We start from the raw sequence: 24,706 nt of genomic DNA, 5'->3' as shown, positions 1-24,706 counted from the left end.
AATAATACCTAGTCAGGTAAGAAAATGTGTAATAAATATTTCTTAAAAAATTGTAGGGCGGACCCAAAACTAAACAATTATTTATAATTCATCATTTTTTAACGCAACAATTGATGGGTCATTAATCCACTGTAATTAACAGTTTCAGCGAGATTGTTAATCCGGGGGAGGCTTAAATCTCTCTATTTCCATAATGATCTGCAAAAAGCCATCAAGAAAATTGGGTATTATAAATACCTTTTTTGACACCTATTTATCAAAAAGGTTGAAAATCTCTCTAATTATTCTTCCCAGAATTCCGGAGCTGTATTTGATCCATAAAGGGTACAATCTACACAGCCCGCTTTTATGAACCTGTAAATATTAGCCGGAAGAGCCTTTTCGTAACCGAGGTATTTTAGGTCTCCAATCCGCAACTGCTCACCTAAAGCATTTCTCTGCGCCACTGTAGCGGTGGGTGGCAGGAGGACTTCACATTCTACATGAGCGCTGGGAATAAATTCCTGACGCTTATAAAAATCCTCAAAATTAAAGAAGATCCTTTTCGAGCTTACTCCGGCAACAGAAAATATTCCAACCACGGGTTCATCTGGATCATTCACAGAATAGACATTTCCGTTAATCAATCCCAATTGGTTCTGAGCAAACAGGTTCTCAGATTCCGAAAAATCTTTTAAAGTTTCATAGTAAGAAAAAGCCTCTTCAGAAATGGAAAACTGGCGGACTAGTATACTATACCTGTGGGCCGTTCTATAATTTCTGCGTCCCATAAATTTGATCAAATAAGCCTCGAGATCATTACCGCTCTGGAGGTTGGTGTTTGCCAGCAAAACTTCTTTAGAAGCCTCTGTTGTATAACACACTGTCTCCTCCCGGGTCTTGGGAATTTCAACGAATTCCCCGTCTATTACCTCCACGTCAAAACTGTAAGAGAAAGGAGAAACTATTTTATAAGTCTCTAAAAACGCATATTTATAAAAGCCAGACGTTGCTTCGGGGCCGGTAACATCCACAAGAATGGCAATTCCTGTTTCCCCTTCAAAAGTTGTTTTCACAGCATAAAGAGAAGTGATCCCGGAGCTTTGAGGTAGTTCTACCGGTTGAGAGGAATATTGATTCCCATTTAATGTAGAAATTTCCAGGGTGTATTGCCTGCCCTGTACGGCCTGGAAAACCTCAAGAGATCTATACCTGCCGGGTTCAACTTCTATAAATGAGTAGATATCTGTTCCACTCACCACTTTGACAACTGCATTTATTTCGTGCGAAGGACCGCTTTCTTCCAGTGGGTAGGTTCGGCTCAAAAAAATTTCCTGGATTGAAAGTTCGTTAGTAATATTACCCTCTATCACCAGAGCATTTTCATAGGTGCCGGTCTCTATATCCACTGGCTCAACACAATCTACAAAAAGTCCCATTAGAGCAACTACTAAAATCTTTGTCCATAACCTGGATATATTTATCATTTGCTCTGTCGGAATGGGATATCTTCCAAAATTACTTAAATAATTAAGATGTAGCGTGATAATATTAATTTAGAATCTACCCCAAATTTAAAAGAACCCAATATTAATATCTGGTTGGGCGGGAATTTATTTTTCCTTAGCCATACAATAACCTAGATAAGCCTCCAAAAATATCTCATTAGGGACTTTATTTCTTTGATGAATGGTTATTCTTCCCAGAAATCAGGCGCGACATTAGAGCCGAAGATCGTGCAATCTACACATCCTGCTTTTATGAACCTGTAGCCCACACCCATTTCAAACCCCAAGTACTTTAATGATCCGTTTTCTAATTGTCCTCCTATTGCCTTTCTTTCGTTGACAGTTGAAGTGGGTGGAAAAAGCACCTCACATTTCACATGCTCATCTATTCCAAAATCAAGATCACCGTAAAAGTCTTCAAAATCGAAGAATATTCTTTCTGAGCTTACTCCTGCCACGGTGAACATTCCCACTACAGGCTGGTCGGGATCACTTACAGAAAAGAGATTTCCATTGATCAAGCCTAACTGGTTTTGAGTGAACAGGCTCTCCGAATCCGAAAAATCCTTCAATGTTTGATAGTAAGAATAACTTTCTTCAGAAATGGAAAATTGGCGCACAAGAATACTATAGCGATGGGCAGTCTTAAAGCTGGAGAACTCCATGAACTTAATGAGAAAAGCATTTAGGTCATTTCCAGCCTGCACATTGGTATTTGCAAGAAAGATCTTTTGTGAAGCTTCAGTTACATAACACACCGTCTCTTCCTTTGTCTTTGGGAACTCCACGAACTCGCCATTGATGACCTGAGCATCGAGATCGAATTTAAATGGGGAAACGATCTTATATGTTTCAGAATAATCATATCTGTAATATCCCGAAGTTGCTGCAGGTCCTGTGACATCTACCAGAATAGCAACTCCGGTTTCTCCTTCAAAAGTGGTTTTTTCAGCATATAAGGAGCTTATCGCCGAATTCTGAGGCAGTTCTTCAGGCTCGGAGGCATACTCATCTCCATTTGAAGTTGTGATCTCCAGGATATACTGCTCGCCCTGTACAGCTCTAAAAGGCTGAACAGAAGCATATTTTCCCGGTTCAACCTCCGCGAATTTATAAACAGTAGATTTGCTCACCACTCTCACATCTGCATTTCTTTCTTCTGAAGGGCCGCTTTCTTCGAGAGGATAGGTACGACTCAAAAGAATTAGTTGATTTGTTAATTCATCTGTTATAGTACCTTCTATTACGAGCGCATTCTCATACGTTTCCGTCTCAATTTCTATAGGCTCCACGCACCCTAATGAAGATCCCAAAAATACGATCACCAAGATCTTTAACCATGCACCTTTATTATAGTTTATCGTCATACACTCCTTTCAATTTGGGATATCCTCCAAAACTACTTAAATATTTAAAAGTCCAAAGTAATAGCATAAAAATGATTGCGATCTTCTCAAAAAAAAGAAAAGCCCCGCGAGAGGGGGCTTTAAAATGTCATTTTCAGAGATCTAGTTTCCCGGGAATGCCGGCTGCCTGTTGTCTTGAGTCCTGAACAGGAAAGCATCAACAGAGAACTCTCCGCCGCCGAGAATGAGCAGAACAATGTAAGACAAGAGGTAGTGAAGTCCCAGTTCCTGGTTTGCAAAAGGATCATTAGCGTGAACAACAAAAACGGCAACTAACATAGCTATTATCAAAGGGACAGAAGCAAGTCTGGTTCTAAGACCAATGATCAAAAGAATTGAACAGAGGAATTCTGCAAATACTGCAAGTCCTAATGACAATGCAGGACTTAGTCCCATCACTCCCGGAAATTGGATCTCTCCACCCGCAAGCAGCATTTGCAATTTGGGGAAACCGTGCACCAACATCATGGCACCTATTCCTACTCTTATGATCAAAAGCACTATATCCACCTGGGCAGTAGCAAAATTTGAATTAAAAAACTTTTTCATATTTCTAAAGAATAAAAGGAACCGGAACGGACATCTAAAGCAGGGGGATAACCGTCACCGGCTCCGTCATTTACAGTTTAGCTCTTTTTAAATTCGGCGTCTACGTCAATAAGGACCTCATCGCTTAAAACAGCTTCCGGAAATCCCGGGCCCAGATCAAAATCTGATCTCTTTACACTTCCGCTTATGGCAAACCCTGAGATCTTTGTGCCTTTTTGGTTTTCCACAGTTCCGCGGTACCACACATCCAGGGTTACAGGTTTAGTGATCCCGTGAAAGCTAAGGTCACCGGTCACTTTGTACTTACCCTCCCCTACTTTTTTTGAAGAAGTGCTAACAAATGTCATTTTTGGATACTTTTCAGCATCAAAGAAATCGGCATTTTTTAGGTGGTTGTCCCTCATCTCCACACCGGTGTCAACTGAAGGCACCATGATCTCCACAGTGTATTCAGCATCACTAAAGTCTTCATTAGAAGCTATTATAGTAGCATCAAATTCGTTGAAGAGCCCTTCAACTTCAGAGATTCCCAGGTGCGTAATTCCAAAAGAAACTTGTGAATGTGCTTTGTCGGCTTTCCAGGTAGTTTGAGCAAATACTGTTGTGCTCACAAGAGCAATAAATAGAAAAGAGAATATTTGTTTCATGTTAATCATTTTTAATTGTTAATTATTAATTCTTTGTTGTTAATTGTTAATTGCTAATTGTTCATTGTTTTCCCGAGTGTCTCTAAAAAAACCTCGACGGGTTGTGCTCCTGAAACCGCATAGCGATCGTCAAAGACAAAGAAAGGAACTCCTCTCACCCCAATGTTCCGGGCTTCCAGCTCATCCTGCTTAACCTCATAGGCAAAGGCATCAGAATTGAACATCTCCCTTACTTCTGCTTCACCCATTCCTACAGAAACAGCTGCAGAGACAAGTACTTCCCGATCGTCAATATTTTTAAACTCTTCAAAATGAGCTTTGAAAAGTGCTTCTTCAATCTCATCTCCCAGTCCTTGCGTCTTTGCCATTTGTATAAGTCGGTGCGCTTCAAAAGAGTTTGCTAAAACCCCTTTTTCAAGATCAAAGTTGAGCCCAACTTCAGCAGCCATTTGGGTTGCGCCGCTTAGCATTTGCCTCGCCTGCTCTGCAGTGACTCCCTTGGTATCGACAAAATAGTCGATGACATTAATGTCTGTCCTGGTCTCTAATGTTGGATTTAACTGAAAGCTCTTCCAGGTGATCCTCACTTCCTCCTTGTCCGAAAATTGTTCAAGAGCAGCCTCTAATTTCCTTTTGCCTATATAGCAGAAAGGACAACGAACATCAGACCATATTTTTATTTCCATAACTCATTATTTTCGTGATAACCTGCGGCTTTAAAAAAATCCCTTACCTTCTCATTCACTTCACTTTTTCCTCCAAAGATGCCGAATTCTGCCGCTGCTAATTTAAGCTCTACTACCTGCGAATGCGGCAGAAAATCCTGAAAGCAAACTTTTTTACATAATTCTTCATTCTCTTCCAAACTTCCAATTACCAGCACCGGTTTTTGTGTGGCAACTTTTTTAATTCTTGTCAAAAGAGCAGGTTCGATTTCATCTGGTCGCGTAAAAGCAATAGCATCGGCTTCCCAACACCCTTCTTTTTCACAGGTGAGAAATTCGACCTCGGCTGCAGTCGGAAGCTTCTTCAACTCCTGCTCAAAAGTGGAATTTTGACGGGAGATAAACAGCAGGCGCAAGTCCTGCTGTACAGCCGCCTTTGCCAGGCCGGGGCAAAATTTCCCGGTCCCGCCAATAATTGCTACTGTTCTCTTTCCCATCTCTTAAATTTTTCACGAAGCCTAACAGGCCTATTTTAAGCTTGCTTTACAAACTGAACTTCAACATTCAGCTTAATTTGATCTCCCAAAACCACGTTTCCTGCTTCGGTAACCGCGTGGTAGGTCAAACCGAATTCCTTACGGCTAATTTTTCCTGAAACAGTTAGTCCGGCCTTTGTTTGCCCATAAGGATCGACAACCACTCCTCCAAATTCCACGTCTAGAGTAACAGGTTTGGTCACGTCTTTTATAGTAAGTTGCCCTTCAACAGTATCACTGTTTACGTCAAAAGTTTCCGCTTTGAAAACAAGGTAAGGATGCTTTTCAACCTCAAAGAAATCGCCAGATCTAAGATGCTCATCTCTTTGCTCATTACTGGTGTCAATTGACTTAACATTAGCCTGGAATTCGATGTCTTTTAAAGTTTGAAACTCTCCTCCTTCACTTTCAGCCGAACCTTCAAAAACCTTGAACTTTCCGGTAACTGTAGAGATCATAAGGTGCTTTACCTTAAAAGTCACTTCACTGTGCGTTGGATCGATAGCCCATTTTGTAGTTGCGATGTTTTCAGTTTCTGTACTCATATTTTCTGTTTTATGTTTAGAATTAATTACAGTACAAATTTACAGGCGCACATCTCTGTAACCAATGACCTATGATAATAAATGAATGTGATCTATGTCACGGTTTTTATAGAAAAGGCTGATGATGAAGAAAATGAACCTTCAGGAGAAGAGGTGTCAAAAATGACATTTTTGAAAGGTATACTAAGAACCCGAAGCCATCTGGCTTCGAATACGGCTAAGGGTTTCCCGCGTCACACCCAGGTAAGAAGCGATCATATGCAATGGCACCCGCTGAATGATATCGGGAAATTCTTTAAGGAGTTTTTGATAGCGTTCTTCAGCAGTAGTACTGAATGTACCCATCAATCGCCGCTGAGTGGCAATAAGATTATTCTGAATAAGGATCCGGAAATAGCGCTCAAAAGCCGGAACTTCGTTCAGAAGTTGATCCCAGGATTCTTTGGTGATCAGCAGCAGTTCACTATCTTCAAGAGCCTCAATATTATATTCTGAAGTCTCTCCCGTAAGAAAGCTGTAAAGATCTCCGCTCCACCAGCCTTCGAGTGCAAACTGCAGGATATGCTCGTTTCCTTTCTCGTCAATGGTGTAGCTCCTAAGCAAACCCTTCTCTACAAAGGTCGTGTAGATACAAGCCTCCCCTTCTTCCAGTAAAAAACGCCTTTTTCGAAGCTTTTTTGGCTGAAATAAGGTTTTGGCATATTCAAATTCCTCCCCGGTTATTGAGATGGTTTCATTTACCTTTTTCTGAAGAAAATCGAACATATTAAAGCAAGTAATTCAGGATTTAAAGATAGGTATTATTCCGGAAGTTAGTTTGCACATGAATCTCTTCCTCCTATTGCTGAATAAGCTTCTCAAATGTCATTTTTGGAGCTCCTGAAGCTCAGAACCTTTTGTGAATTCTGAGGTGGAAAGATCGAATTAAGCTGAAGTGTTTTAAGTAAAAAGGCTTAGCACTTACCTTCCAAAAATGATAAAACGAACATCTTTTATGAGAAACAGGATGGCACTTCCAATTTCGTTTCTTCATGTTTTTCTTGTTATCTTTGGGTTTCCCTATAAAAAGGGCCAATTCAAAAACATTAAAATGAAAAGACTCTTAATTCTTAGCCTTGCCCTTAGCCTTATTGCTTGTGGTGAAAATGGTACTAAAGCCGAAAAAACCGACCAGGAAACCGACAATGAAACTGTTGGCCAAAATTCTCCTGTAACCATTCCGGAAGAAGAAGTCACTACTGCCCAATACGATTATGAAGTAGTGGTTCCCGATCTACAGATCGCATGGGGAATGGCTTTTCTTCCCGATGGCAGCATCCTCATTACCGAAAAAAGTGGAGACCTTATTCATTTTAGTAACGGCCGGAAACAACAGGTAGAGGGAGCACCCGCAGTCTATAACCGTGGCCAGGGTGGCTTCCTTGATGTAGCTATTGGTCCAGATTACGAAAGTGATGGCTGGATCTATTTCACTTACGCTTCTGAAGAAGGGGAAGGCGAAGGCGGAAATACTACTTTAATGAGAGCAAAATTAGAAAACAATAAATTGACCAATAAAGAGGTACTTTACAAGGCCACTCCAAATACAACCCGCGGACAACACTTTGGCTCCCGAATAGAGTTTGACGGCCAGGGCCATCTTTTCTTCAGTATTGGTGACCGTGGAGATCGCGATGTTAATCCTCAGGACCTTACCCGCGATGGTGGAAAAGTTTACAGGCTTAACCTTGACGGTAGCATCCCTCAGGACAATCCATTTGTTGGTCAGCCTGAAGCTGTAGAAGCAGTTTATTCATATGGACACAGAAATCCGCAAGGAATGATCTATAATAATGAGACCGGAGAGATTTGGGTTCATGAGCACGGTCCCCAGGGAGGCGACGAGATCAACGCGGTTGAAAAAGGAGCTAATTACGGTTGGCCTTTGGTAAGCTACGGGATCAATTATGACGGGACCAGGTTTACAGATGAAACATCGGGGCCAGATTTTGAAGACCCGCTATACTACTGGGTGCCTTCTATCGCTCCCAGCGGATTCGTACATGTATCTTCAGACAAATATCCCGATCTAAAAGGAGATCTTCTCGTTGGATCCTTGAAATTTCAATATGTAGAACATTTAACTTTAGATGGTGAAACTGTAACGGCACGTGAAAAGATCCTGGAACAAATAGGACGCGTTCGTGATATCGTTCAGGCGCCTAACGGTGATATCTATGTTTCGGTTGAAGGAAAGGGAATAGTAAGAATAATTCCGAAGCAGGCATAATGAGGAGACTATTAGTGATTTGCTTGCTTACTGCGATCTTTGGGTGCAAGAACAAATCCCAGGAAAGTACTACAGCATTATCACAGCAGGAGTTCCCTCCCCAGGTGAAAGAAAGCATTTCAGGTGGCGCAGAGATCTATAACAATTTTTGTGCTTCCTGTCACCTTTCAAATGGAGAAGGCATAAAAGGAGTTTTTCCGCCTTTGCAAAATTCAAATTGGCTCTCAGAAAAGCGGGAAGAGTCGATACATGCTATAAAATTCGGGTTGCGGGGCCCTATAGAGGTCAATGGTGTAGAATATGACAATCTTATGCCTTCTCTTGGCCTTAGCGATAGAGAAATTGCCGATGTCATGAACTACATCAACAGTTCGTGGGGCAATAAGCTCACAGATCCTGTTACTGAAGAAGAAGTTGCGGCCATAAAAAAATAAACCATATTTGGTAACTCGGTAAATAATTACCTTTGCCGAAAATTTAGAATATGTTGATTATTGGAATTGCCGGAGGTACCGGGAGCGGAAAAACTACTGTAGTTAATCAAATTATCGAGGAGCTAAAGAATGAGGAAGTCGATGTTATCTCCCAGGATTCTTACTACCAGGACACCAGCCACCTCACCTACGAGCAGCGTACAAAGATCAATTTTGACCATCCTAAATCCATAGATTTTGACCTGCTGGTCTCTCATTTAAAAGATCTTAAGGCCGGGAAGAACATTCAGCAACCCGTTTATTCTTTTAAGGAGCACAACCGCACCGGGGAAACCATCACTATTGAACCTCGCAAGGTCATCATCGTGGAAGGGATCCTCATCCTCACCCATCCCGACATTCGCGAAATGTTTGACATCAAGATCTATGTACATGCCGACAGTGATGAGCGGCTTATTCGACGCCTTAAAAGAGATATTGCCGAGAGAGGTCGTGACCTGGAAGAAGTTTTGAACCGTTACCAAACCACTTTAAAGCCTATGCATCAACAGTTCATTGAGCCTACCAAGGAGTTTGCAGACATTATTATTCCTACCAATCGATATAATACGGTGGCTGTTGATATTGTTCAAACCATCATACGTCAACGTTTACTGTAATTTTGTATATTTCGGGTTATGAAGTGGAAAGACATCCGCAGTAACAGATGGTTTCGCATCATCGCCAACAAATACACGCTGGTGCTGGTCGCGTTTAGCTTTTGGATGCTTTTCCTGGACAGCAACTCCTGGCTTATTCACAGGGAACTCGATCTTGAGATCGACGACCTGGAAAAGAATAAGGAATATTACCTCAACGAGATCTCACACGACAAAGCCATTATAGAAAATCTAAATGATTCCCTCGAACTCGAAAAATTTGCCCGACGCGAATATTTTATGAAGAGGGATAATGAAGAGATTTTTATCATTGAGTACAGGGAGGAAGAAGATTAGGTTCTAAAAAATGTGATTTTAGAGGTCCTTTAATTTGATGAAAAATGAAAGAGAATTTATTCAGTGAATTTGAAGAAGTATCGGCGAAACAGTGGAAACAGAAGATACAGTACGACCTAAAAGGTGCCGATTATAACGAGAATCTTGTGTGGAAATCCCTCGACGGGGTTGATATAAAACCCTTTTACCACCAGGAAGAGTCTCCCGAGCCGGTGCAACTAAGCACTCCCCTAACCTGGACTATTACTGAGCAGATCTACGTGACTTCTGCTGAAAAAGCCAACAAAAAAGCTCATGAAGCCCTTCGGAAAGGTGCAGAGAGCATCTGGTTCATATTACCTTCAGAAGAAGTTGACCTGAAAGCGCTTTTCTCCGGACTCGATCTTTCCGGACTACCTGTATACCTGAAGCCAGAATTTGCTTCCGAAGATTTTTTCCTTCGCCTGGACCAACAGGTTGGGCCGGGATCCCAGGTTTACCTTCAATTTGACATAGTAGGAAATCTCGCTCGTAGCGGAAACTGGTTCAAAGATCAAAAAGAAGATCATAGGGTGCTGGACATCCTGCTTCAAAAATGTCAAAATTTAAAATCCTTTATTTCAGTAGATACCGGGCTTTACCAAAATGCAGGGGCTAACATTCCGCAGCAACTGGCGTATGCCATGGCACATTTGAATGAATATTTCAACCATCAAGCTCAGAATACTGAGGTGTCAAAAAGGACAAAATTTCAGTTCCTTGTTTCTGTAGGACCAAATTACTTTTTTGAAATTGCCAAGCTAAGGGCGCTAAGGTTATTATTTTCTACGCTTAGTCATGAATATGATCTTGACAGCGAATGCAATATTTTGGCGCAGCCTACCCGCCGTAACAAAACCCTTTATGACTTTAATGTGAACCTGCTTCGCACCACGACAGAAAGTATGAGCGCGGTGCTTGGAGGTGCAAACAGTGTTTGTAATATGGCGTATGATGCCATTTATCACAGGAACAACAGCTTTGGTAGCCGCATTGCCCGGAATCAACTCCTGGTGCTAAAACATGAGAGTTACTTCGAGAAAGTAGCAAATCCTGCTGAAGGCAGTTATTATGTCGAAACCCTGACCCACGACATGGCCGATAAGGCGCTGGATATTTTTAAGGACATTGAAAAAGGAGGCGGATTCGTCACTCAATTAAGAGAGGGAATAATCCAGAAGAAAATTTCTGAAAGTGCAGCCAAGGAACAGGAAGAATTTGATGAAGGAAAGCTGGTGCTTGTTGGAACAAACAAATATCCTAACCCACAGGATAAGATGAAAGACGAATTAGAGCTGTACCCATTTGTGAAGCAAAAACCGCGAAAGACTTTGCTGCAGCCGGTGATAGAGAAGCGTTTATCAGAAAGATCGGAACAGGAAAGACTTAAGAAAGAAGAAAGTATTAATAGCGAAGAATAAAATATGAGCAGAAAGGATCTACAGCATTTAAAGCTGAAAAACACACAAAAAGATTCAAAAACCCCTGAAAAGACCTATGAATTTCAGGCTCTGCCTCATCTAAATTTCGCCGCCGGAATCCCTCCTTTTTTAAGAGGACCCTATAGCACCATGTACGTGATGCGACCGTGGACCATCCGCCAATACGCGGGATTCTCCACTGCCGAAGAAAGCAACGCCTTCTATCGAAGGAATCTCGCTGCAGGTCAAAAAGGATTATCTGTTGCATTTGACCTTCCCACCCATCGCGGTTATGACAGTGACCATGACAGAGTCGTGGGAGATGTAGGAAAAGCAGGAGTTGCCATAGACTCGGTGGAGGATATGAAGATCCTCTTCGACCAGATCCCGCTGGACCAGATGTCGGTTTCGATGACCATGAACGGTGCAGTATTACCTATCCTGGCTTTCTATATTATTGCCGCCGAAGAGCAGGGCGTAAAACCTGACCAGCTATCAGGAACCATTCAAAATGACATTTTAAAGGAGTTTATGGTGAGGAACACTTACATCTATCCTCCCACTCCTTCAATGAAGATCATCTCAGACATCTTCGAATATACTTCCAAAAACATGCCCCGCTTCAACAGCATTAGTATTTCGGGATATCACATGCAGGAAGCAGGTGCAACCAGTGAGATAGAGCTGGCCTACACCCTGGCTGATGGGTTGGAATATATCCGCAAAGGATTGGAGGCAGGAATGGATATTGACAGCTTTGCACCGCGTTTATCATTCTTTTGGGCTATAGGCCTGGACCACTTTACAGAGATCGCAAAAATGAGAGCAGCACGCATGCTGTGGGCGAAACTTGTAAAGCAATTTAATCCAAAAAATGAAAAGTCATTGGCACTAAGGACCCACTGTCAAACCAGTGGCTGGAGCCTTACCGAGCAGGATCCTTTCAACAACGTAGCCAGGACTTCTATTGAAGCCGCTGCGGCAGTCTTTGGTGGGACACAGAGTCTGCACACCAATGCACTTGATGAAGCTATTGCGCTGCCTACAGATTTTTCGGCAAGAATTGCAAGAAATACTCAGCTACACCTGCAACAGGAAACCCAAATCACCAGGACGGTAGATCCCTGGGCAGGAAGTTACTACGTTGAATCATTAACAGATGAGATCGCACACAAAGCCTGGGAACTATTACAGGAAGTGGAAGAGCTCGGCGGCATGACCAAAGCCATAGAAGCCGGGATCCCAAAACTCCGCATCGAGGAAGCTGCAGCCATAAAACAGGCACGCATCGACAGCGGGCAAGACATCATAGTGGGAGTGAACAAATACCGCAGGGAAAAAGAAGATCCTATAATCACCCTGGAAGTAGACAATCAAACCGTGCGCAGGCAACAAGTCGAGAGACTTGAGCGTCTCAGGTCCGAAAGAAATACTGAAGAAGTGAAAGCAGCGCTTGAAAAACTCACTGCTGCGGCCAAATCGGGTGAAGAGAACTTGCTGGCTTTGGCTGTAGATGCTGCTCGTAAGAGAGCTAGTCTTGGCGAAATAAGTGATGCGCTGGAAGAGGTTTTTGGAAGGTATAAAGCACAAATAAAATCATTTAGCGGAGTGTATTCAAAAGAGATAAAAGATGACTCTTCCTTTAAAAAGGCAAGAAAAATGGCCAATCAATTTGCCGAGCAGGAAGGTCGACGACCAAGGATCATGATCGCCAAAATGGGGCAGGATGGGCACGACCGTGGAGCAAAAGTAGTGGCTACGGGTTACGCAGATGTGGGTTTTGATGTGGATATAGGTCCGTTATTCCAGACCCCGGCAGAAGCTGCAAAACAGGCAGTTGAGAACGACGTACACATCCTGGGTGTCTCCTCCCTTGCTGCAGGTCACAAGACCCTGGTGCCACAGGTGATCGAGGAGCTCAAGAAGTACGGCCGCGAAGATATTATGGTGATCGTTGGCGGGGTGATCCCGTCCCAGGATTACCAGTTCCTGTTTGATGCAGGAGCAGTAGCTGTATTTGGCCCGGGGACAAAAATTAGTGAGGCAGCTATAAAGCTACTGGAGATCCTTATCGATGAACCCACCGCATAAGGTTTAAGGTTTAATCAAATAATTTTGAAATAGGAAATTCATCTCCCATTTTAGGTCCAATGAAAAATAAAATTTTTTTTAATTCTCTTCCAGTCTAAAATTTCTCTTTTTTAATTTCTAACTTCTCCCTTCTAAAATCTTACTTCTAAAAAAATGGATTACACGAAAAAAATGCTTCGAGACGATGCTCTGGAAGGTAAAACTATTGTGGTTACAGGTGGCGGCAGCGGACTTGGTAAAGCCATGACAAAATACTTCCTCGAATTAGGAGCCCAGGTCGCCATAACCTCAAGAAACCTTGAGAAACTTCAAAATACGGCCAGGGAACTTGAGGAACAGACCGGCGGAAAATGTTTACCCCTGCAGTGCGACGTAAGACACTATGACCAGGTAGAACATATGCTACAGCAAACAATTGAGAAATTTGGTTCCGTGGATATCCTACTGAACAATGCTGCAGGGAATTTCATTTCCCCTACAGAGCGATTAAGCGCAAATGCATTTGATACTATAATAGATATTGTTCTCAAAGGAAGTAAGAACTGTACCCTCGCCTTTGGAAAACACTGGATCGATAAAGGTGAAAAGAAAAAAACAGTATTGAATATCGTCACCACCTATGCATGGACAGGTTCGGCATATGTTGTCCCCAGTGCTACAGCAAAGGCCGGAGTTCTTGCTATGACCAGATCATTGGCTGTAGAATGGGCAAAATACGGAATTCGTATGAATGCTATCGCCCCCGGACCTTTCCCAACAAAGGGAGCCTGGGATAGATTGTTACCTGGAGACTTGAAGGAAAAATTCGATCTCGCTAAAAAAGTTCCACTAAAACGCGTGGGTGAACACCAGGAACTCGCCAACCTTGCAGCTTACCTGGTATCAGATTTTTCTGCTTATGTCAATGGAGAAGTAATTACTATAGATGGTGGAGAATGGCTTAAAGGAGCCGGGCAGTTCAATTTACTGGAAGCCATTCCCGAGGAAATGTGGGATCAATTAGAAGCCATGATCAAGGCTAAAAAAGGAAATTAGCTTCTGCTGCTGCCGCGGCACAATGTTTGTTAGTAAAATTTTAACTCTTTTACTAACTAATCCATACTAAAATGAAAAAAATCATTACCCTTTTTATTTTTACTTCGCTTTTAATTTCCTGCGGAAGTAGTCAGCCAAGGCAGGCTGCTGATCCGTCCCAGCCTTATACAGTTTATGAAAACATAGATGTTCAGGCTGTTTACCAAACCATGCCTAAAGGAATGTTCATTAGAAGGTTAAGTGGACCGAGGGAAATGTATAAAGTCTCTGTTCCTTTAGAAGATGGCAAACGATACAGGGTGACCATAAGAGTTCCCAATTATAGCGCCTCCAACGTCAAGGAAGCAGAAATCATTGCATATACTCAACTGTAAAAACATATTTTGTTTTGTAAAACCGGCTATAACACATGTTGTTACAGCCGGTTTTTTTCTGAACAACCTGTTAACAAAAGAATTTTATATACCTGCAATAAATTGTATTTTTACCCTTTAAATCCAAAATACTTGAATGGGTAAAATTATTGCCATTGCAAATCAAAAAGGAGGCGTAGGAAAAACTACCACTTCAGTTAATCTGGCGGCATCCTTAGGGGTGCTGGAAAAAAAAGTTTTGCTCATCGATGCTGATCCCCAGGCAAATGCCACTTCGGGCTTAGGAATAGATGTTGAGTCGGTTGAGCTGGGGACTTATCAGTTACTGGAGCACTCTATCAAGGCTGAAGAAGCTGTTATAAAAACCGATTCCCCTAATCTGGATATCATACCTGCACACATTGACCTGGTTGCCATTGAGATCGAACTGGTAGATCAGGATGAAAGGGAATACATGCTTAAGAAAGCTATTGGGCATCTTAGGGAGCAATATGATTATGTGATCATCGACTGTGCTCCTTCCCTGGGACTTTTGACCCTTAATGCACTTACTGCAGCAGATTCTGTGATCATTCCAATTCAATGTGAATATTTCGCTTTGGAAGGATTAGGCAAACTTCTTAACACGATTAAAAGTGTTCAGAAAATTCACAATGCAAAACTCGACATTGAAGGGCTGCTTCTCACCATGTATGATTCCCGATTAAGGTTGTCAAATCAGGTTGTAGAAGAAGTGCAAAAACACTTCGATGAGATGGTATTTAAAACAATCATTCAGCGAAATGTACGTTTAAGTGAAGCCCCAAGTTATGGGGAAAGTATTATTAACTATGATGCCGGCAGTAAAGGAGCAAGTAATTACCTGAGCCTGGCACACGAGATCATAAAGAAAAATTCATAGGTAGAAGATGGCTAAGGCGACGAAGAAACAGGCGTTGGGAAGAGGACTATCGGCATTACTGAAAGATCCTCAGAATGATATTAAATCGGCCGAAGACAAAAATGCAGATAAGCTGGTAGGACACATCGTGGAGCTGGAGTTAAGCGCTATCGAGGTCAATCCTTTTCAGCCAAGAACCAGCTTCAACGAAGAGTCACTGCGCGAGCTTGCTTCTTCTATACGGGAGCTTGGGGTTATTCAACCTATTACAGTCCGCAAATTGGACTATAACCAGTATCAGCTGGTATCGGGAGAGAGACGATTTAGAGCTTCAAAGCTTGTTGGTCTTGAGACAATTCCAGCATACATAAGGATTGCCAATGACCAGGAATCCCTGGAGATGGCACTTGTTGAGAATATTCAAAGACAGGATCTTGATCCTATTGAGATCTCCCTGTCCTACCAAAGGCTCATAGACGAGATCAATCTCACACAGGAGCAACTTAGTGAGCGGGTAGGTAAGAACAGATCTACAATTGCCAATTACCTAAGACTTCTAAAACTTGATCCTATTATTCAGACAGGGATGAGGGACGGTTTTTTGAGTATGGGACATGGCCGTGCACTTATTAACATAGAAGACACTCAAACTCAGCTGGAGATATACGAGAAGATCCTTGCCAATTCATTATCAGTACGGGAAACCGAAAAGCTGGTAAGAGAACTACAGGAAGGAAAACCTGAGACAAAACAGGCAGCTTCTGCCCCTACCGTTTCAAGGGATATTAAAAAAAGCATCAAAGAATTCTCGGACAGGCTTGGAGCAAAAGTGGACGTTAAGGTGTCTAAAAAGGGAAATGGAAAGCTTATTATTCCTTTTACTTCCGAGGAAGATCTCAACCGAATAAAAAAGATCATACAGGGTGAAGAGTAGTTATCTCATAGGAGCCCTGACTTTTTTTCTTTTTTCCATGCAACTCTCTGCACAGGAGGATTCCCTGCTAATAGACCCACAGTTGGTGATCGAAGAACCTGCTTACAAGCCTTATGATCCCCTATCCCCTGCCCGTGCCGCCTTTTATTCGGCTGTACTACCTGGTTTGGGTCAGGCCTACAACGGCAAATACTGGAAGATCCCCATTGTCTATACCGCCCTGGGGGTAGGTGTTTATTTCTATTTCGAAAATGACCGGCAGTATGATCGCTATCGCGATGCATATAAAAGCCGACTTGCAGGAAATACGGATGATGAGTTCTACAACGAAAATGGGCAGCCGAGAGTTTCTACAAGCGGACTTATAGAAGCACAGCGTTTTTACCAGCGCAATAAAGAAGTCTCGATCATGGTAACCCTGGGATTATACGCGCTAAATATTATCGATGCAAACGTAGATGCCCATCTGCAACAGTTTAACGTAAGTGAAGATCTTTCACTTAAGCCCAACCTGGATTATGACCGCTTTTCGGGAACCACCGGTTATGGCCTTACATTAAATTATAATTTCTAATGAAAATAGCCCTTTTAGGATACGGAAAAATGGGTAAGACCATTGAAAGATTAGCCGTGGATCGTGGTCATGAGATTGTGCTGAGAATCACGGGAGATATCGAAGATACAGACCTGCAACAAGCCGATGTGGCAATCGACTTCAGTGTCCCTGATGCTGCATTCAAAAATATCACCACTTGTTTTGAAAATCAAATACCGGTAGTTTCAGGAACTACAGGATGGTTAAAGAGGTATGACGAAGCTGTAAATCTTTGCAAGCAGAAAGACGCTGCATTTATCTACGCATCAAATTTTAGCCTGGGAGTGAATCTTTTCTTTGAACTGAACAAACAACTCTCTCAGCTTATGAACAAGTTCAAGGAATATAAGGTTTCTTTAGAAGAGATACACCACACACAAAAACTCGATGCTCCCAGCGGAACTGCTATCACTTTAGCCGAGCAGATCATTGAAAACTCTTCCAAAAAGGGATGGAAACTCGAGGGGGCAGAAGAAAATGAAATTCCTGTGACAGCAAAGAGAATTGAGAATGTACCCGGAACTCACACTATTTCCTATGATTCTGATGTTGATACAATCAAAATTGAACATATAGCCCATTCCCGCGACGGATTCGCTCTTGGAGCCATCATAGCAGCCGAATGGCTTCAGAATAAAAAGGGAGTATACAGCATGAAAGATGTGCTATTCAATGTAACCGAATAACAAATCTGGATACTAATACATAAACTAAGCTCATGATATTTACAAATTGGATCCTGTTCGTTGTTATTATTCAGCTCATCCATTTTGCAGGAACCTGGAGACTCTATAAAAAAGCAGGGCGACAAGCCTGGGAAGCCGCTATACCTGTTTATAATGCGGTAGTATTAATGAAGATCATCAACCGTCCATGGTGGTGGGTTCTTCTACTGTTTATTCCCATTGTTAATTTAATTATGTTCCCGGTTATCTGGGTAGAGACGGTTCGAAGTTTTGGCCGTACTTCTACAACAGATACAGTTCTTGCAGTGATTACCTGCGGCTTATATATCTACTACCTCAATTATGTGAGCGATGTAAAGTACAGGGAGGACAGAAGCCTGCAGCCCGGAAGTGCGGCAGGAGAATGGATAAGTTCAATTTTGTTTGCCATTGTCGCTGCCACCATAGTGCATACGTACATCATGCAGCCGTTCACTATACCAACGTCCTCTCTTGAGAAGACACTGCTGGTAGGAGATTACCTCTTTGTCAGCAAGTTCCATTACGGTGCCCGCACTCCTATTACCTCGGTAGCGTTTCCAATGGTACACGACACCATACCTGTTTTAGGAATAAAGTCGTACTGGAACAGGCCCCTTATTCCCTATTTTAGAATACCAGGATTCCAGGATATTGATCGAAATGACATTGTAGTTTTTAACTGGCCCGTAGATACTGTCCGTCAGTTTAGGGACACCTCGGGAGAGCGCTACGATAAGCCCGTGGACAAGAAATCCAACTACGTAAAAAGAGCGGTTGGATTACCTGGAGATTCTCTTGAGATCATAGATGGTCGCGTTCATATCAACAATCAACCACTACAATTACCAGATCGTGCGAAACCTCAATATTCATACACAGGTACTACAAAAGGGCAGGGATTCGATCCTTATACCTTGTATAAAATGTATGACGTCACCGATGCTTTTTATCACGACCCAAATACCAACCAGTTCTACATTCAATCTCTTACTGAAGAAAATTTTCAAAGACTCAAGAACCACCCAAATGTAGCCTCGATCGAAAGGATGACCAGTCCTGAAGGTGAGCGGGAGGCCCCAATTTTCCCTAACAACAGAAGGTTTGACTGGAACCGTGATTTCATGGGTCCCATTTATATTCCTGAAGAAGGTGCCACCGTAGATATCACTCCCGAAACTGTTGGTTTTTACCGGCAGGTAATAGAGACTTATGAAGGTCTTGAAATGGACAGGCAAAGAAAGCTTACTGTAGAAGGTGATCAGGTCTTATTAAATGGAGAACCATTAAATTCTTACACTTTTGAGCAGGATTATTACTTCATGATGGGTGATAACCGCCATAACAGTGAAGACAGCCGCTACTGGGGCTACGTTCCAGAAAACCATATAGTAGGCAAACCGGTATTCATCTGGTTAAGTCTGGACCCAAATGCTTCTGGTTTTAGCAAGATAAGATGGGAGCGTATGTTCACTACAGTAGGTGGGCAGGGAGAGCCTGTTTCTTACCTTCCGTACTTCCTGGTAGTATTAGTCGGACTTTTTGGTTATAGTTTCTTCAGAAAAAAGAAAGCTAAATAATCTCATTTTTGGATGGATAAGATCCTGTTACATCCCACATATTTTGGACCTGCCTCTCAGTTTGCAGCAATGCTGAAGGCTAAAGAAGTTGTTTTTGAGAACGAGGATAACTATCAGAAGCAGACCTATCGCAACCGCATGTATATCTATGGTGCGAATGGGAAATTACTGCTAAATATCCCTATTAAACACACCGGAAACAAATCGGGTCATCAAAAATATAAAGACATAAAAATAGAGAACGATTTTCCATGGCAGAAACAACATTGGAGATCGTTGGAAAATGTTTATCGCACCTCCCCTTTCTTTGAATTTTACGAAGATGAATTCCACCCTCTGTACCATCAAAAGTTCGATTTTTTGATGGACTTCAATTATCACACTCTGGAGTTAGCTCTTGAGTGTTTGCAAACAGACATCACCTTCGATAAAACTTCAGAATTCATTTTGAAACCAAGGGGGATCATAAACGGGAGATCATTGGTCGAGGCCAAGAGCAGGAAACCTCCACAACTGGACCCTTACCCACAGGTATTTCAGGAAAAATTTGGATTCTTAAATGACTTGAGTATTGTGGACCTCATCTTCAACGAAGGCCCCAACGCTGTGAATTATCTCGAACAACAGGAGCCATCAATTCTTTAGCCTTAGAGTGGCCGTAATAGGAAAATGATCTGAGTAAGGCACTTCGTGATTTGAAAAGGTTAGGATCTCTAAAGCTTCTCCCGCCAGTATAAAATCAATACGCATTGGGAGGAATCCAAATAATTCAAAAGTCTTTCCAAAACCGTTCCCTGCTTCCTTGTAGGCGTCATTGAACCCAATGTCTTTAAGCTCCCGGTAAATGTAAGAGTAGGCCGTATTGTTAAAATCGCCAAGGATAATGGCGGGGTGTGGACTACCAAGAACAAGGTCCTTCACCAGCTGCATTTGTCGTTGCTGCCTCACAAAGGTCTGTCCCATTCCCAGAAATACTCTTTTAGAATGCTCCTTTTCGATGTTTTCAAGTGTCGGCTTTACTCCAAAAGACTGGAAGTGGACATTGACGACTCTAACGGTATCTCCATTCTTCACCACATCTGCAAACACAGCGTTATTATTACTGTGGGTAGGAAAATCAAGGGAACCCGATTTAACAATAGGAAACCTGGAAAAAATAGCCAGACCAAATTCTGCATTTTTCTCTTTTATGTGAATGTACTTGTGAGGAAAACTGTTCGCTATGTCTAACTCTCCTCTATAGTACTCCTGTATAGCAACTACATCGGCATCCTCACTTTTAATAAAGCCTGCGATCTTTTGTGGAATATCAATATCTTCGGCCCAGCCGTATTGATTGAACTGCCGCACGTTATAGGTTAGCACTTCCAGCACATTGTCGGGATTGAGCTCTTCCTCTTCCGAAGAGATTTCGTAGACCGAAGTCACGTGATTGAAGCCTATTAAAAGAACCACCAGGGAAAGCAGTGCCTGTTTGCGAAGCCTAAAGAGCCAAAACACCATACAAATGAGGTTGACTACTATAAGAAAGGGCACTCCAAGACTAAAGACTGAAAGTAATGCAAAACTGCTTGGAGGGATATAGGGTAATAAATAAGCAAACAGCAGGGCTATTGCAAAAAGAATGTTGAGCAGGAACAGGAACCTATCAAACCAGCTGAGTCCTTTCATCAATTATCTTTACCTGCGTTGAATAAAAAGTCTTTTTCCTGCTTTGTAAGACTATCATAGCCGCTCTTACTTATTTTATCCAGGATCGCGTCGATCTTTTCCTGTTCTTCCTTCTTATTCCGCACCCGGGAATTAAATCCCGAGCTGGTTGCACCTGTACTCCTTCTCCTGTGAACTGTTTTCAAATTACTTTTCTTAGGCGAGGATGGATTTGAAGAAAACAGGGAACCGATCCAGTCCAGCATTTTTTCAAACCCCGATGCTATGTTGTTGCCTTTCCCTAACTGCGTTGCATAAAGATAACCAAATCCCGCTCCTCCAAGATGTGCAAGATGACCACCGGGGTTGGATATAGGAATTTGAATGATATCGATAACTACCAGGAACGCAGCTATCCACCATAGCTTGATACTCCCAAGAAGAATAAGTCTCACCCTCATGTGCGGGATGTGAGTAGCGATCCCTACAAGTATGGACATAACAGCCGCCGAGGCTCCAATAAGGTAGGATCTTCCCATTCCCTGAAAGGCGGGGAACAAGTTGTAACTCGCCATATAAACCAACGCCCCGAATATACCTCCCAAAAAGTAGAAATTCAGCATCTTTTTTGGAGAGAAATAGTTGAGAAAATAGACGCCTGAGAAATACAGGATCAACATATTGGATAGCAAATGCCAAAGGCCACCGTGTAAGAATGCATAAGTAATAATAGACCATGGCTTGAACAAATATTCACCCGGTTCTTTAGGGAATACAAGCCATTCCAGCACAAAGTCCGATTCAAAATTAAAGAGGAAAGCCAGAGTCCTGAAAAAGAAGAAAAGCACAAAAGCTATAACATTAATGGCTATGAGCTTTTCACTCATGGTAGCCATGCCAATCTTTGCCCGTATGTTGTTACTTCTTCTCATTAATCCCAGCGGTTTTGGTTAAACTGGTTCTTTTTCCAGTACCACATCATGATAAATCCAAACAAAGCTCCTCCCACGTGTGCAAAGTGGGCAATCCCTCCACCAAATATAGAATATCCCGTGAATCCTGAAAAGAGATCTATAGCAATTAATGCAGGAATAAAGAACTTGGCTTTAATAGGAATTGGCACGAATAACAGGAATAATTCAACATTCGGAAACATCATTCCAAACGCCACCAGTATCCCGTATATTGCGCCCGATGCTCCCACAGCCGGGGTATTATAGGAGGTGAAGAACTCCCTTAGCATATCCTGCGAAACAGAATTTAGAATTGCTGTATTATATTCGCCTGTTTCCAGCAGGGTTTGTATTGCCCCGGGTTCCATGCCGGCCTCAATAAGCTGTGTAAACCCACTTTGAAAATGGTAGTAGTTCACGAGACTGTGAATGATCGCAGCCCCTATTCCTGCTGAAAAATAGAAGAACAGGAACCTGTTCTTTCCCAGCACCTGTTCTATGGGACTACCAAAAGCCCATAGCGCATACATATTGAAAAGGATGTGAAAAATGCTGTTGGGATCGTGCATGAACATATGAGTGATCACCTGCCAAAACCCAAAATTTTCATTTTTAATGAACCATAGCGAAAACAGCTCGTAAGCTTGCGGTCCCAAAACCTGGCTCCCTATATATACAATTACGTTTATGATTAAAAGAACCTTTACGGTTTCGGTCATTCTTCCCATCTACATGAACTTTTTATCTAATTCGTCTACAGTTAAGGTAATAAATATTGGCTTATTATATGGGGAAAGAGTCGTTTCCTTACATGCAAATAAGCTGTTGACAATGTTCTGCTGGTCTGCCGCTCCAAGGGCAGTACCTGGCTTTACTGCCATTCCCTTGGCCAGGGACTTTGACAATGTGTCTATTTGTGAGAATCCCGCTCCTGGCACATCGTTTTCAAGGTCAGACAGTAGCTGTTCCAGCAAAATAGCCACTTCACTTTCCGAAATTAAGGTCGGTATTCCGGTAATTTCTACAGAATCTTTATTTACTTCTGAAAAGATAAAACCTGTATGTTCCAGGGACTCCTTGATCTCCTTTAAATGTTCAATCTCATTTGTAGAGAATCTAAGCTGAAGCGGAAATAATAGCTGCTGACTTACTGCTGAAGTAACCGTAATATTCTTCAATAGCTCTTCGTACAAAATTCGGGTGTGCGCTCGGTGTTGATCGATCACTAAAATCCCACTTTTAAGGGTGGTAATGATATACTTTTTATTAAGCTGAAAGGTGGCACTGCCTGCCTCCTGTTCATCGCTGAATCCAAAGAGGTTTCCTGTCACCTCATCACTTTCAAACTCCACCTGATCCATGCCTGAAGTTGCCTCCAGCTCTTCTCCCCCCAATCCATTGTAAAGGCTTTCCCAACTGTTCCCAGATGTTCTTTCCCTTCTGAAATTGGTAGGAGATCCACCGCCATCAGATCTTTCATTCTGAAAAGGATTGAAATTTGGATCAACCTCCACTTTTGGCGGAGTCACTCCCTTCTGCGAAAATTCATAAGGAGTATCTAGAGTAGAATCCCGGTCAAAATCCAGCACGGGAGCAACATTGAATTGCCCAAGACTGTGCTTGATGGAGCTGCGCAGGATCGTATATAGGGCATGTTCATCATCAAATTTGATCTCAGTCTTTGTGGGATGTATATTAATATCAATGCTTTTTGGATCGACGTCCAGAAAAAGAAAGTAGCTTGGATAAGCTTTATCTTTTAATAAACCTTCAAAGGCTGCGCTTACAGCATGATTGAGGTAAGGACTCTTGATAAACCTGTCATTGACAAAAAAGAATTGCTCTCCCCTGCCCTTTTTGGCAAACTCCGGCTTGCCTACATACCCGTGAATCTTCACTATAGCTGTATCTTCCTCTACAGGAACCAGCTTTTCATTGGTTTTTCCTCCAAAGATATTTACAATTCGCTGCCTGTAATTGGCTTCGGGAAGCTGAAACAATTCGCTGCCATTGTGAAAAAGGGAAAACTGTATAGCAGGATGAGCCAAAGCCACTCTTTGAAACTCATCTATAATATGTCTTAATTCTACCGTATCACTTTTCAGGAAATTACGGCGTGCAGGAATATTATAAAAAAGATTTTTGACGCAGATGGTAGTTCCTACAGGGGTGACACAAACTTCCTGTGAGACCACTTCGCTGCCTTCTATTCTTATGCAGGTTCCCACTTCATCATCGTCTTGGCGGGTCTTAAGCTCCACGTGTGCAATGGCGGCAATAGAGGCTAGTGCCTCTCCCCGAAATCCCTTGGTCTTTAAGCTAAAGAGGTCTTCGGCCGAGTTTATTTTTGAAGTTGCATGCCGCTCAAAACAGAGTCGGGCATCGGTAGTACTCATTCCTTTCCCGTTATCGGTCACCTGGATGAGCGTTTTCCCAGCTTCTTTTACTAAGATCTTAATGTTGGTCCCGCCGGCGTCAATGGAGTTCTCCAGCAATTCCTTAATTACGGAAGCCGGTCTCTGTACCACCTCACCTGCTGCTATTTGATTGGCAACATGGTCTGGCAGGAGATGAATAACATCTGTCATTTACTGCGGATTGGTAAAAATGGATAAATCAAAATCTATGAACCACAGAAAAATAAGGACAAGTATAGCGATGATGACAAGAACAGTTTTATTTATCTCGCGATTTCCGCGATGGCGACTGCTTTCCCGTGCGTCTTTCCACTGGCTTCCAAAGTCTATGGCATTAGTAGCCTCACGGTATTTGTTGAACTTGTTCTGAAAGTTGTAAACGTTTCCGGTGTCCTTGCCCTTGTAATAACGCGGTGTATAGTTGTACCGGTTATTCTTCTTCTTCGCTGATAGGATATTTAGTTTAAGCATGACTGTCCTTTATTTTTCCGGAAATCTCAAATTTACTCAAAATGCTCAGA

The 24,706-nt window shown here is 42.3% G+C and carries 27 protein-coding genes; 14 read left to right on the top strand and 13 right to left on the bottom strand.

Translation table 11 applies throughout. The annotated features are described in order from the left end of the window. Positions 1–281: 281 nt before the first annotated feature. The 8 genes from ACXYMT_RS07690 to ACXYMT_RS07655 all read right to left on the bottom strand — a co-directional run bounded on the left by ACXYMT_RS07690 (position 282) and on the right by ACXYMT_RS07655 (position 6,600). Positions 282–1,466 (bottom strand): DUF4249 domain-containing protein, encoded by a 1,185-nt coding sequence (locus ACXYMT_RS07690; RefSeq protein ID WP_459058498.1) that lies wholly within the window; start codon positions 1,464–1,466, stop codon positions 282–284. A 206-nt stretch (positions 1,467–1,672) separates the two neighbouring features. Then, entirely contained in the window at positions 1,673–2,854 is a 1,182-nt protein-coding gene (locus tag ACXYMT_RS07685) for a DUF4249 domain-containing protein (protein WP_459058497.1), read from the bottom strand. Positions 2,855–2,995: 141 nt separating this feature from the next. Continuing rightward, positions 2,996–3,442 (bottom strand): DoxX family protein, encoded by a 447-nt coding sequence (locus ACXYMT_RS07680; protein WP_459058496.1) that lies wholly within the window; start codon positions 3,440–3,442, stop codon positions 2,996–2,998. 77 nt (positions 3,443–3,519) lie between these two features. Beyond that, complete coding sequence (locus tag ACXYMT_RS07675) at positions 3,520–4,089, bottom strand: YceI family protein (protein ID WP_459058495.1); 570 nt, start codon at positions 4,087–4,089, stop codon at positions 3,520–3,522. A 53-nt stretch (positions 4,090–4,142) separates the two neighbouring features. Then, entirely contained in the window at positions 4,143–4,775 is a 633-nt protein-coding gene (locus ACXYMT_RS07670; RefSeq protein ID WP_459058494.1) for a DsbA family oxidoreductase, read from the bottom strand. Next, a complete protein-coding gene (locus tag ACXYMT_RS07665; protein ID WP_459058493.1) occupies positions 4,766–5,251 on the bottom strand; it encodes a hypothetical protein in 486 nt (161 codons plus the stop codon). The genes ACXYMT_RS07670 and ACXYMT_RS07665 overlap by 10 nt, the downstream gene beginning before the upstream one ends. A 35-nt stretch (positions 5,252–5,286) precedes the next feature. Further along, entirely contained in the window at positions 5,287–5,835 is a 549-nt protein-coding gene (locus ACXYMT_RS07660) for a YceI family protein (protein WP_459058492.1), read from the bottom strand. Between the two features lie 183 nt (positions 5,836–6,018). Beyond that, the gene (locus tag ACXYMT_RS07655; RefSeq protein WP_459058491.1) at positions 6,019–6,600 is read right to left on the bottom strand and encodes a Crp/Fnr family transcriptional regulator; all 582 of its coding nucleotides are present in this window, start codon (positions 6,598–6,600) and stop codon (positions 6,019–6,021) included. Positions 6,601–6,919: 319 nt separating this feature from the next. Here ACXYMT_RS07655 and ACXYMT_RS07650 point away from each other — a divergent pair, with 319 nt between their 5' ends. The 14 genes from ACXYMT_RS07650 (at position 6,920) to ACXYMT_RS07585 (ending at position 19,810) form a co-directional block, all read left to right on the top strand. Continuing rightward, positions 6,920–8,104, top strand: coding sequence for a PQQ-dependent sugar dehydrogenase (locus tag ACXYMT_RS07650; protein ID WP_459059159.1), 1,185 nt, complete (start codon positions 6,920–6,922; stop codon positions 8,102–8,104). Then, positions 8,104–8,538, top strand: coding sequence for a c-type cytochrome (locus ACXYMT_RS07645; RefSeq protein WP_459058490.1), 435 nt, complete (start codon positions 8,104–8,106; stop codon positions 8,536–8,538). Before ACXYMT_RS07650 ends, ACXYMT_RS07645 begins: the two co-directional genes overlap by 1 nt. Before the next feature lie 50 nt (positions 8,539–8,588). Then, positions 8,589–9,197, top strand: coding sequence for a uridine kinase (gene udk / locus ACXYMT_RS07640; RefSeq protein WP_459058489.1), 609 nt, complete (start codon positions 8,589–8,591; stop codon positions 9,195–9,197). 18 nt (positions 9,198–9,215) lie between these two features. Beyond that, a complete protein-coding gene (locus tag ACXYMT_RS07635; protein ID WP_324719624.1) occupies positions 9,216–9,533 on the top strand; it encodes an FtsB family cell division protein in 318 nt (105 codons plus the stop codon). A 44-nt stretch (positions 9,534–9,577) separates the two neighbouring features. After that, positions 9,578–10,972, top strand: a complete 1,395-nt coding sequence (locus tag ACXYMT_RS07630; protein WP_459058488.1) for a methylmalonyl-CoA mutase subunit beta — start codon at positions 9,578–9,580, stop codon at positions 10,970–10,972. A 3-nt stretch (positions 10,973–10,975) separates the two neighbouring features. Then, on the top strand, positions 10,976–13,063 hold the full coding sequence (gene scpA / locus ACXYMT_RS07625) for a methylmalonyl-CoA mutase (protein WP_459058487.1): 2,088 nt from the start codon (positions 10,976–10,978) through the stop codon (positions 13,061–13,063). A 153-nt stretch (positions 13,064–13,216) separates the two neighbouring features. Beyond that, positions 13,217–14,098 (top strand): SDR family oxidoreductase, encoded by an 882-nt coding sequence (locus ACXYMT_RS07620; RefSeq protein ID WP_459058486.1) that lies wholly within the window; start codon positions 13,217–13,219, stop codon positions 14,096–14,098. Positions 14,099–14,169: 71 nt separating this feature from the next. Continuing rightward, the gene (locus ACXYMT_RS07615; RefSeq protein ID WP_459058485.1) at positions 14,170–14,472 is read left to right on the top strand and encodes a hypothetical protein; all 303 of its coding nucleotides are present in this window, start codon (positions 14,170–14,172) and stop codon (positions 14,470–14,472) included. A gap of 136 nt (positions 14,473–14,608) precedes the next feature. Continuing rightward, positions 14,609–15,373, top strand: a complete 765-nt coding sequence (locus ACXYMT_RS07610; RefSeq protein ID WP_459058484.1) for a ParA family protein — start codon at positions 14,609–14,611, stop codon at positions 15,371–15,373. A gap of 7 nt (positions 15,374–15,380) precedes the next feature. Then, on the top strand, positions 15,381–16,286 hold the full coding sequence (locus ACXYMT_RS07605; RefSeq protein WP_459058483.1) for a ParB/RepB/Spo0J family partition protein: 906 nt from the start codon (positions 15,381–15,383) through the stop codon (positions 16,284–16,286). Continuing rightward, complete coding sequence (locus ACXYMT_RS07600) at positions 16,276–16,860, top strand: DUF5683 domain-containing protein (RefSeq protein ID WP_459058482.1); 585 nt, start codon at positions 16,276–16,278, stop codon at positions 16,858–16,860. The genes ACXYMT_RS07605 and ACXYMT_RS07600 overlap by 11 nt, the downstream gene beginning before the upstream one ends. Continuing rightward, complete coding sequence (gene dapB, locus ACXYMT_RS07595) at positions 16,860–17,567, top strand: 4-hydroxy-tetrahydrodipicolinate reductase (RefSeq protein ID WP_459058481.1); 708 nt, start codon at positions 16,860–16,862, stop codon at positions 17,565–17,567. The genes ACXYMT_RS07600 and dapB overlap by 1 nt, the downstream gene beginning before the upstream one ends. Positions 17,568–17,599: 32 nt before the next feature. After that, positions 17,600–19,165, top strand: a complete 1,566-nt coding sequence (lepB, locus tag ACXYMT_RS07590) for a signal peptidase I (protein WP_459058480.1) — start codon at positions 17,600–17,602, stop codon at positions 19,163–19,165. A gap of 12 nt (positions 19,166–19,177) precedes the next feature. After that, positions 19,178–19,810 carry a WbqC family protein gene (locus ACXYMT_RS07585; RefSeq protein ID WP_459058479.1) on the top strand — a complete coding sequence of 211 codons (633 nt, stop codon included), beginning with the start codon at positions 19,178–19,180 and terminating at the stop codon, positions 19,808–19,810. On the opposite strand, the gene ACXYMT_RS07580 is transcribed toward ACXYMT_RS07585, so the two are convergent. The 5 genes from ACXYMT_RS07580 to ACXYMT_RS07560 are packed head-to-tail and all read right to left on the bottom strand — an operon-like array spanning position 19,799 to position 24,656. After that, positions 19,799–20,836 carry an endonuclease/exonuclease/phosphatase family protein gene (locus ACXYMT_RS07580; protein WP_459058478.1) on the bottom strand — a complete coding sequence of 346 codons (1,038 nt, stop codon included), beginning with the start codon at positions 20,834–20,836 and terminating at the stop codon, positions 19,799–19,801. The genes ACXYMT_RS07585 and ACXYMT_RS07580 overlap by 12 nt on opposite strands. Beyond that, on the bottom strand, positions 20,836–21,747 hold the full coding sequence (locus tag ACXYMT_RS07575) for a rhomboid family intramembrane serine protease (protein WP_459058477.1): 912 nt from the start codon (positions 21,745–21,747) through the stop codon (positions 20,836–20,838). Before ACXYMT_RS07575 ends, ACXYMT_RS07580 begins: the two co-directional genes overlap by 1 nt. Then, positions 21,747–22,496: a rhomboid family intramembrane serine protease gene (locus ACXYMT_RS07570; protein WP_459058476.1), complete on the bottom strand. Its 750-nt coding sequence runs from the start codon at positions 22,494–22,496 to the stop codon at positions 21,747–21,749. The genes ACXYMT_RS07575 and ACXYMT_RS07570 overlap by 1 nt, the downstream gene beginning before the upstream one ends. Continuing rightward, complete coding sequence (gene mutL / locus ACXYMT_RS07565; RefSeq protein ID WP_459058475.1) at positions 22,497–24,356, bottom strand: DNA mismatch repair endonuclease MutL; 1,860 nt, start codon at positions 24,354–24,356, stop codon at positions 22,497–22,499. Then, positions 24,357–24,656 (bottom strand): hypothetical protein, encoded by a 300-nt coding sequence (locus ACXYMT_RS07560; RefSeq protein ID WP_459058474.1) that lies wholly within the window; start codon positions 24,654–24,656, stop codon positions 24,357–24,359. Positions 24,657–24,706 lie beyond the last annotated feature (50 nt).

It is taken from the genome of Salinimicrobium sp. CAU 1759 (assembly GCF_054482715.1).
Note: the sequence above shows the minus strand (reverse complement) of the source record. Positions and strands in the feature narration are given on the sequence as shown.

Coding starts and splice junctions, on each gene's coding strand:
- ACXYMT_RS07690 (WP_459058498.1), bottom strand. CDS start 1,466: ATGATAAATATATCCAGGTTATGGACAAAGATTTTAGTAGTTGCTCTA.
- ACXYMT_RS07685 (WP_459058497.1), bottom strand. CDS start 2,854: ATGACGATAAACTATAATAAAGGTGCATGGTTAAAGATCTTGGTGATC.
- ACXYMT_RS07680 (WP_459058496.1), bottom strand. CDS start 3,442: ATGAAAAAGTTTTTTAATTCAAATTTTGCTACTGCCCAGGTGGATATA.
- ACXYMT_RS07675 (WP_459058495.1), bottom strand. CDS start 4,089: ATGAAACAAATATTCTCTTTTCTATTTATTGCTCTTGTGAGCACAACA.
- ACXYMT_RS07670 (WP_459058494.1), bottom strand. CDS start 4,775: ATGGAAATAAAAATATGGTCTGATGTTCGTTGTCCTTTCTGCTATATA.
- ACXYMT_RS07665 (WP_459058493.1), bottom strand. CDS start 5,251: ATGGGAAAGAGAACAGTAGCAATTATTGGCGGGACCGGGAAATTTTGC.
- ACXYMT_RS07660 (WP_459058492.1), bottom strand. CDS start 5,835: ATGAGTACAGAAACTGAAAACATCGCAACTACAAAATGGGCTATCGAT.
- ACXYMT_RS07655 (WP_459058491.1), bottom strand. CDS start 6,600: ATGTTCGATTTTCTTCAGAAAAAGGTAAATGAAACCATCTCAATAACC.
- ACXYMT_RS07645 (WP_459058490.1), top strand. CDS start 8,104: ATGAGGAGACTATTAGTGATTTGCTTGCTTACTGCGATCTTTGGGTGC.
- udk (WP_459058489.1), top strand. CDS start 8,589: ATGTTGATTATTGGAATTGCCGGAGGTACCGGGAGCGGAAAAACTACT.
- ACXYMT_RS07635 (WP_324719624.1), top strand. CDS start 9,216: ATGAAGTGGAAAGACATCCGCAGTAACAGATGGTTTCGCATCATCGCC.
- ACXYMT_RS07630 (WP_459058488.1), top strand. CDS start 9,578: ATGAAAGAGAATTTATTCAGTGAATTTGAAGAAGTATCGGCGAAACAG.
- scpA (WP_459058487.1), top strand. CDS start 10,976: ATGAGCAGAAAGGATCTACAGCATTTAAAGCTGAAAAACACACAAAAA.
- ACXYMT_RS07620 (WP_459058486.1), top strand. CDS start 13,217: ATGGATTACACGAAAAAAATGCTTCGAGACGATGCTCTGGAAGGTAAA.
- ACXYMT_RS07615 (WP_459058485.1), top strand. CDS start 14,170: ATGAAAAAAATCATTACCCTTTTTATTTTTACTTCGCTTTTAATTTCC.
- ACXYMT_RS07610 (WP_459058484.1), top strand. CDS start 14,609: ATGGGTAAAATTATTGCCATTGCAAATCAAAAAGGAGGCGTAGGAAAA.
- ACXYMT_RS07605 (WP_459058483.1), top strand. CDS start 15,381: ATGGCTAAGGCGACGAAGAAACAGGCGTTGGGAAGAGGACTATCGGCA.
- dapB (WP_459058481.1), top strand. CDS start 16,860: ATGAAAATAGCCCTTTTAGGATACGGAAAAATGGGTAAGACCATTGAA.
- lepB (WP_459058480.1), top strand. CDS start 17,600: ATGATATTTACAAATTGGATCCTGTTCGTTGTTATTATTCAGCTCATC.
- ACXYMT_RS07585 (WP_459058479.1), top strand. CDS start 19,178: ATGGATAAGATCCTGTTACATCCCACATATTTTGGACCTGCCTCTCAG.
- ACXYMT_RS07580 (WP_459058478.1), bottom strand. CDS start 20,836: ATGAAAGGACTCAGCTGGTTTGATAGGTTCCTGTTCCTGCTCAACATT.
- ACXYMT_RS07575 (WP_459058477.1), bottom strand. CDS start 21,747: ATGAGAAGAAGTAACAACATACGGGCAAAGATTGGCATGGCTACCATG.
- ACXYMT_RS07570 (WP_459058476.1), bottom strand. CDS start 22,496: ATGGGAAGAATGACCGAAACCGTAAAGGTTCTTTTAATCATAAACGTA.
- mutL (WP_459058475.1), bottom strand. CDS start 24,356: ATGACAGATGTTATTCATCTCCTGCCAGACCATGTTGCCAATCAAATA.
- ACXYMT_RS07560 (WP_459058474.1), bottom strand. CDS start 24,656: ATGCTTAAACTAAATATCCTATCAGCGAAGAAGAAGAATAACCGGTAC.